At 33.0% G+C, this 7,234-nt stretch carries 8 protein-coding genes, 1 tRNA gene and 1 pseudogene; 8 read left to right on the forward strand and 2 right to left on the reverse strand.

The window, feature by feature from the left end:
- The first annotated feature begins 151 nt into the window (after nucleotides 1-151).
- The 6 genes and pseudogenes from KFO35_RS13585 to KFO35_RS13610 form a co-directional block, all read left to right on the forward strand.
- Nucleotides 152-541, forward strand: a complete 390-nt coding sequence (locus tag KFO35_RS13585; RefSeq protein WP_267647197.1) for a recombinase family protein — start codon at nucleotides 152-154, stop codon at nucleotides 539-541.
- Nucleotides 541-966 (forward strand): hypothetical protein, encoded by a 426-nt coding sequence (locus KFO35_RS13590; RefSeq protein WP_005233849.1) that lies wholly within the window; start codon nucleotides 541-543, stop codon nucleotides 964-966. Before KFO35_RS13585 ends, KFO35_RS13590 begins: the two co-directional genes overlap by 1 nt.
- A 208-nt stretch (nucleotides 967-1,174) precedes the next feature.
- Entirely contained in the window at nucleotides 1,175-2,434 is a 1,260-nt protein-coding gene (locus KFO35_RS13595) for a nucleotide-binding domain-containing protein (protein ID WP_227326422.1), read from the forward strand.
- Nucleotides 2,435-2,441: 7 nt separating this feature from the next.
- Complete coding sequence (locus KFO35_RS13600; RefSeq protein WP_002315121.1) at nucleotides 2,442-2,936, forward strand: Pycsar system effector family protein; 495 nt, start codon at nucleotides 2,442-2,444, stop codon at nucleotides 2,934-2,936.
- A 149-nt stretch (nucleotides 2,937-3,085) separates the two neighbouring features.
- Nucleotides 3,086-3,370: a hypothetical protein gene (locus KFO35_RS13605; RefSeq protein ID WP_024636368.1), complete on the forward strand. Its 285-nt coding sequence runs from the start codon at nucleotides 3,086-3,088 to the stop codon at nucleotides 3,368-3,370.
- A 350-nt stretch (nucleotides 3,371-3,720) separates the two neighbouring features.
- Nucleotides 3,721-3,894 (forward strand): annotated as a pseudogene (locus KFO35_RS13610) (iron-sulfur cluster assembly protein); the annotation flags it as partial.
- Between the two features lie 188 nt (nucleotides 3,895-4,082).
- On the opposite strand, the gene KFO35_RS13615 reads toward KFO35_RS13610, so the two are convergent.
- Nucleotides 4,083-4,583, reverse strand: coding sequence for a GNAT family N-acetyltransferase (locus KFO35_RS13615; RefSeq protein WP_002315118.1), 501 nt, complete (start codon nucleotides 4,581-4,583; stop codon nucleotides 4,083-4,085).
- Nucleotides 4,584-4,880: 297 nt separating this feature from the next.
- Between KFO35_RS13615 and KFO35_RS13620 the strand changes: the two genes are divergently transcribed.
- Nucleotides 4,881-6,401, forward strand: a complete 1,521-nt coding sequence (locus KFO35_RS13620) for a hypothetical protein (RefSeq protein WP_002315117.1) — start codon at nucleotides 4,881-4,883, stop codon at nucleotides 6,399-6,401.
- Nucleotides 6,402-6,422: 21 nt separating this feature from the next.
- Nucleotides 6,423-6,506, forward strand: a tRNA-Leu gene (locus KFO35_RS13625).
- 226 nt (nucleotides 6,507-6,732) lie between these two features.
- On the opposite strand, the gene apf is transcribed toward KFO35_RS13625, so the two are convergent.
- Nucleotides 6,733-7,234 (reverse strand): aggregation-promoting factor (gene apf, locus KFO35_RS13630; protein ID WP_211140346.1); only part of this gene is annotated, 502 nt, incomplete at its 5' end.

The following is a 7,234-nucleotide window of genomic DNA, read 5'->3' on the forward strand; positions in this document are numbered from 1 at the left end:
ATTTCGGCAACCGGCTTACCAGTTGCGACGAGTTGAAGGATCATGTCTTTTCTTTCTTGACTGTACTTTTTCATTTAGCGAACTTCCTTTCGTTCGAGGTTATTATAGTCCTCTCCCAAAATGTGTCCACTAAATCATCCTAACACCAAATATACCAACTGTAGCAGGCAATAAATGGAAATCTTCATCAATTTATCGTGTATTAAGAAATGAGAAGTATTTTGGCTTAGTTATCATGCAAAAGACTTTTACCGTAGATTGCTTTACTCATAAGAAAAAAGTCAACCGTGGTGAGAAACCTCAGTATTTATTGAGAAATGGATTGCCTGCTATTGTTTCTGAAGATGAATGGAATTTGGTGCAAGAATTATTGCTAAATCCAAGAAAAGGGTTCAAAAAGAAAACTGTCAAAAATATTGAAAAACCTAGGAATTTTGTTTCTACTATTAAATCAGGTGTATTTAAAGGATTTATTGTGATTGATACGAAATGGACAAAAGAAGAAGTTGCTGAAGTATTGTCGAAAGGAGAACACCAATAATGAGTAAAATAAATTTTGATGATTATAATTTTGAAGTAATTAGTGTAGAAACGACTGGTAGCTATTTGTTGACTCTCAATAAAAATTCTTTGACGTTTGATAAATCAATTGCAGAAGCACTAGGTTATACAAGTCATGTAAAACCACTTTTGGATAGAGAAAATAAGGTATTTGCTATTCAAGCATGTAAAGCAAATTCTCTAAAGTCTATTCCGTTTTCAAAACCTGAAAGTCAACAAAAAGGTAGTATCAAGATGCAATATGGTGCAATAAGAAATATTCTTAGGTCACTAATGGGAGATAAATGGAAAGAAGAGATGAGGTATCAATTTAAAGGAGATTTAATACCTGATAAAAAAGCAATGATTTTCGAGCTAGAAAAATTTGAAGAATTATTGCCGTTCATATCTAGGAATACAAAATAAACTCGCATGTCTAATAAATTATATAAAATCTAGTCTATTATAGATTAGATTTTTTTGTTTCCCAAAAATAAATAGTAATGGATTTGGTAGAAAGCTTACCTCCTTTGGAGATAATTGACTAAAGTTTAAATAGTTACAATAAGAAGCCTTTAAATAGGCTTTTTATTGTAAATATGTGTTCGTATAATTGAAAGGGTGTTGTATTAATTTGTATAACAATATTAAAAGAGTTTTTCATAAAAATTTACAAAAAGAAAATTTGGACAAAAATTTAGAGAAATCTGTAGTTCACAGTAGATATATGGATTTTTCTCAAAGCATAATTGTTCCAGAGGATGAAACACTTACTATAGCTAAATTTCCACCAAATAGATTTTCTGAAAAAATAGGAACACATCCAGATTTTACTGATGATAGTTTACTTCCAAAGACACAATATATTTGTTCAATTTTTTTAGATATTAAAGGTTCCACTAGATTAGCACTCAAGTATGATTTAGAAACTGTTCAGAAAATAAAAAATGCTGTTCTTTCAACTGGAATTGAAATCATTAGATATTTTGGTGGTCATATCCACCGACTTCAAGGAGATGCAATTTTTGCTTTTACTGGACATAGTAAAATTTCAAAAAGTGATGCAATAATTCAAGCTATAAATGCAGCTTCAATCATACAATATATGAATCAAAATATTTTGAAAGAGTATTTTGAGAATGTTTTAGGTGTATCATCATTAAAAATAAGAATTGGTATAGATTTTGGGGATGATGATGAAGTTCTTTGGTCTAAATATGGCATCGATGATATTAATGAAGTTACTGTGACTAGTTTACATGCTGATTTGTCATCTAAACTCCAAAATAAGGCTTCTGCAAATAGTATTATGATTGGTGAAAATGTTTTTTCATACTTGCAATTACCAGATGATTTGCTCAGTGATATCTACATTAAAGGTAACTCTGAAGAAAAAGACTATTATATTATGAAATACAAGTCATTTAATTATAAAATGAAAAATTTTGATTGGTCAAAATATTTGGAAAGAATAGCCCATTTTGAGTCTTATGAGGGAGACTTTCAAATGAAATGTTATTACTTTTCAGAAAGCGAAGGTTGGATACCTTACTATTCAGAAAAAGCATTAGAAAAAGATACAGACATAGTTTATCGGATTGAAGCTAGTCAGCTTTTGCTACATAAAATTAACAGTGTAGAATGGACTGTTTCAAACTCTGGTATTGAAGCTTCTGAAGAAGAAGAGTTAGACTATGTTGTCCCAAAAGACGCTTTCTCGGAGGAAGACATTGCTGATTTTCGATGCCCGAGGCATACTGCTTTTAATGGACTGCATTACATGATTTGTAAGATAAAATCTGAAGGAAACATTACTAAAAACAAATATTTTAGTTTATATGTTAATGACAATGATTTATCTAGAAATTACTTAAAAAAATCTGAATTGGAGTGATACTTATATGTCATCATCAAAAAAAGACTTTGTTTATTCACAAAATGACTATCTAAACAATTATATACAGTTTGCAGATACTAAATCAGCAGTATTTATAACTGTAAACGGTGTATTGATGGGATTTTTGTATACTCAATTTAAAGATACTTTACCTTTCGAATTAGAAAAATCGAGCCATCTTGTTTTATTAGTGAGCATCGTACTGTTACTTGTAGCTTATGTTTTTTTATTTTTAGTTATCTTTCCACGTAGAAGCTATAGAAATGGCAACGGAATTGTTTTTTGGGAAGACGTAGCTACCTATAAAGATGCTGAATCTTATAAAATAAAAGTATCTGAAATCTCTCAATATAGTTTTGAAGAAGTCATGATTGAACAAAACTATTATCTTGCAAAGACAGCAACTAAAAAGTATAAAAACTTACACTGGAGCTTTATATTTTCAATAGCTTCTTATATATTTGTAGTTATTTTCAGTATTCTAAATATTTTACAATAACTATTGAAATATGTGATTACTGAACTTTATGGGGAATTTTTACTAATAGTGTGACAAATAACTATACTTATGATTACCTCGAAGTATAATGAGCTTTATATATGCACCAAAAGTATTTAATAAGCATAGAATTAAAAAAGGAGAATGAGATGGACATCAAGAAATCTCTATTAAATTTTGTTACAGATGGAGTAGTTACTTGTAAACAGCTAGCCGATTTTTATGATATTTATCATGAAAATAAAGAATTTTCAGATGCAATGGATTTTCTAGGCGAAAGTATTCAAATAGATATGTCTCAATTAAAAGAGGAATTATATGCTTCTGAAGATGCACACGTATTAGGTGTAATAGAATATATGCAAAAACATTATCCTTCAGCAATTTCATTGATAGATTTAATTCCTAAGGAAAAGAGAAGGTTCGTTCATTAAAATATGATTTGTCAATTTCAAAACCTGCATCTTTGTTATAAAAAAAATGAATAATTAGTGAGAATTTCGAGTTGCATTTAATGGTGTATTTCTGAAAATATTTGCACATTTGAATTGCTTGTTTTTTTGAGAAAATTTAATTGGACTACAGACAAAATGCGTAAAAAAATCCTCATTAAGTATGTAGTCCAAGCTATTTTTAGGGACAATTCAATCGTTTTTTAAGGTATAATGAATCTGCAAAAGTTAATAAAAAGAACAGAATATTGGCTTCTAACATGCACTGGAATCGAGGAGATACTATCGCTTTAACGCAGGAAAAAGCGATAGAAATGCTGATATAACAGCACTTGACCCTAACAACAATGGGCTGTCCCTTAGCCGACGTATTGACTGAATCGATACACGAAGCATTAAGCGATATTCCAGAAGTCAAAAATCCAGAAGTAAAACTAGTCTGGTATCCCGCATGGACGACCGATAAGATGAGCCGTTATGCACGGATTGCGTTGGGGATTCGATAGGAATCTTGACTGACTAGCTAGGAGAAGTAAATAGTAAAAACAAAAAACCTTTTATCCTTTCTTGAAGAAAAGAGATAAGAGGTTTTTTTGTTTATAAAATTTTGTCTGCTATATTAGAAGTTAATCAAATAAATGTGTTCTATTGATAAAGGACGTTCAAATCCCTTTCCTTTTGCCATCCATCTTTTTTACATCAATTTGATTTTCGTATAGTATTCTTTCTCATCTTCACGATAAATCGTGGCCCCATTTTTTTGCTGCGCCTTAAGACTGCCAAGATTTTTTTTATTTACAGACAAAAGTGCCTCATCGATGCCGAGTTTTTTTGCCTCTTGCAGTACTAATGCTAAGCCTTGTGTTGCATATCCTTTTTTACGATGGTCAGGGGAGATGCCGTAACCGATATGGCCAGCGCCGTTTCTTAATGATTCGTTCAGTTTATGGCGCAGATTAAAAATTCCTACATACTCATGTCCATCATTTTCCAAAATAAAGACGGTTGCGGGAACGTAATTCTCAGGAAGATCGATCCCTAAAGAAGTGTTTTCGCATTTTTTTACATAATCTAAAAATTCAGCAAGTGTATAGCCGTAAGTATTGTTGATAAATCCATTCTCGTTTGGTCCGAAGCTAGTTTGCAGCCGATAAGCTTTCTCCAAATCTGCTTCCCATAGTTTGATCAATTTCATCGAATCCGCCTCTTCCTAAGTAAACATATTTTTTTCTACTATAGCACTATTTTGGTGAATAGCCATTCTTATTTTTATTTTTTGTGATGTATCGTATTAAGAATAATTTAACAAAATAAACGATTGCAGATTTTTGTTATTTATTGTATTGTTTTTATAATAGATGAATGCTCGTTATCTTTTGAAAAAATGATCTTATTGATTGATATTGAAAGTTCAAGATAAATTGAATTTTTAATAAATGTGTTATTTAAAGTTTTTTCGTCCGTTGCTTATGATCACTAGAAAGGAGATCTCGTGAACTACTTTAGCGGTTATAAAAGAATTCCAGAAGGATGGCAACAAGCAGAAATAAAAAATGATCAGTATCAAAATGAAAGAAGAAGACAGTTGTTGGAGAAAATGCAGCAAAAACAGCTGAATCGAGAGAAAAAGAAGAACAAAGAAACGAAGAAAAAGCAGCAAAATAAAATAGCTACCGATCCCAGAGTCGTTCGTTTAAACAATGAAATGAATCAACTGAAGCAAGAATTGAGTAAAGCAAAAAAGCAAGTAGCTACTGTGAGCAAGAAAAGAAGAGAGGACAAGAAACACATCAGAGAGCTGTCACAGCAACTCGAACGACAGCAACAGCAAGCAAAAGTAGAAAAAGAAGAGATGAGACAAAAAGTCATCGAACAGCAGAGGAAAACAGAACAATTGTATCAAAAATTAGAAGAAGTGGGCTGGGATACAGATAACCACGCACTTCAGGAACTCCAAAAACGTAACCAGATCATCATTTATTTGCTGCAAAAAAATAGCCAAATGCAACATTATCTAGAGAGAATACATAAAGCGTCAGATTTATTAAAGAAAAGAAATGATCGACTGAACAAGAAATTAGAAAAGCTTTCAAATAGAAATGCTACGTATCTGAAAATCATGGAGAAGAAAAAACAAGAACTGCAGCAGTTGTCTAAAGTCAACCAGCGACAAACAGAACAATTAGCAAAGGAAAAACAAAACTTCGTACAAGCAGCTCCTCAAGATCTGATCCATGCATTGATTCAGCAGTTAGACACCCAATCATTTTATAAGTTCAATCAGCTGAACAAGCTGTTCAATAGGTATCAATGGATCTTTGAACAACAAGCGAATGATTTGCAGTATCAAGAAACAAATATTTTTTATGGTTTTGTAGAAATAGAAGAGGGCAGCATTTATTTCCACGAGGTCAATACGGAGCAAAGAAGACCACTGATAGTAGAAGAGAGCTTTAAACGCAAAGATCTTTTAACAGATGGGATAGCAGTACGAGTACATCAAAAAACAGTAGACGGTCCAGTATATCTAAGGTATTGCTATCCTATCGTTGAACAGAATAAGTCAAAAAGAAGAAGCGACAAATATCTAAAGAGAATAAGTCAAAAATTTAAACAGCCAAGTAAAAAGCAATTGAGCATAGATGCTGAAAAGTGGGCATCATCACTCAAAATTGCTGTGATTGGGAACAAACAAATAAAAGGATTCGTAAAAGGATTGCAGAAATATGTAAAAACTGTCGAAAGAATCGACGCATATGAGTATGGGGAGAAAGCACTATTTGAAAGAATCCGTGCTGTTGACTATGTCTATGTTTGCATCGATAGCGTCCCGCATCATGTGACCAATTTTCTGAAAAGTGAAATTGAGCTTATGGAAAAAACAGAATTTTTTTATCGCCCTTCAATAGATGATGGAGTTACTCGGATGAACTATTTGTATTGGTTGCAAGAGGGAAAACGCGTAGAGATAAAAAAGAACAAAAAATATGTTCTTGACAAAAAACAAATGTAATCCTAAACTAGAACATGTGATGCGGCTATGGCGGAATTGGCAGACGCGCTAGCTTCAGGCGCTAGTGAGGGCGACCTCGTGGAAGTTCGAATCTTCTTAGCCGCATAATTTTTTTATATACTGAGAAAAGATATCGAGGGAGAGATCCCATCGGTATTTTTTTATAAAATCTGATATAAAATAGATTTCGGCAAGAAAGTCATAGAAGTAATAGATAAGCAAAAAAACTCGCTCTGATGTGACAAAACAACTCAAAAAGAGGCCATGCGATGTATTCTTTCGCATGGCCTCTTCCTATTTTGAATGTGTTTAAACGTTCAAATAATGAATCTTAGTACCAACCGTTTGCTTCCCAGAATGCTTTCGCAGCTTCCCAAGAACCATAACGTGAAGCAACATATTGTTCTGCCACTTTTTCTTGGTTCGCAGCAGAGTAGTCACCATTCAAGTAAGAAGAATCTAATTGGTAACGTCCGATGTAACGTCCGTTCGTTGCTGTGTAAGAACCGCTTGATTCTTTTTGTGCGATCCATTCTTTTGCAGCATTCGTGCTTGTTGCCGTTGTTGTTGTTTCTGTTGCAGCAGGAGCAGATTGTGTTTCAGCAACAGGGGCTGCTTGTGTTTCTGTTTGAACCGTTTCTTGTACAACAGGTTGTTCAGCTTGGACGGGAGCTTCTTGAACGGTTGCTTGAGGTTCAGCAGCTGCTTGTGCAGAGCCTTCTGTTGGAATCGTTAATTGTTGTCCTGAGTAGATCAGGTTAATGTCAGAAATTGAATTTGATTCTGCAATGGCATTGATCAAGGAGTTGTCACCAACGTATTTTTGAGAAATC

This window comes from Enterococcus lactis (genome assembly GCF_015751045.1).
Taxonomy (GTDB): Bacteria; Bacillota; Bacilli; order Lactobacillales; family Enterococcaceae; genus Enterococcus_B; species Enterococcus_B lactis.

What these genes read in the sequence shown, in the direction of transcription:
- KFO35_RS13605 (WP_024636368.1), top strand. Translation starts at nt 3,086, where the DNA reads ATGGACATCAAGAAATCTCTATTAAATTTTGTTACAGATGGAGTAGTT.
- KFO35_RS13615 (WP_002315118.1), bottom strand. Translation starts at nt 4,583, where the DNA reads ATGAAATTGATCAAACTATGGGAAGCAGATTTGGAGAAAGCTTATCGG.
- KFO35_RS13590 (WP_005233849.1), top strand. Translation starts at nt 541, where the DNA reads ATGAGTAAAATAAATTTTGATGATTATAATTTTGAAGTAATTAGTGTA.
- KFO35_RS13600 (WP_002315121.1), top strand. Translation starts at nt 2,442, where the DNA reads ATGTCATCATCAAAAAAAGACTTTGTTTATTCACAAAATGACTATCTA.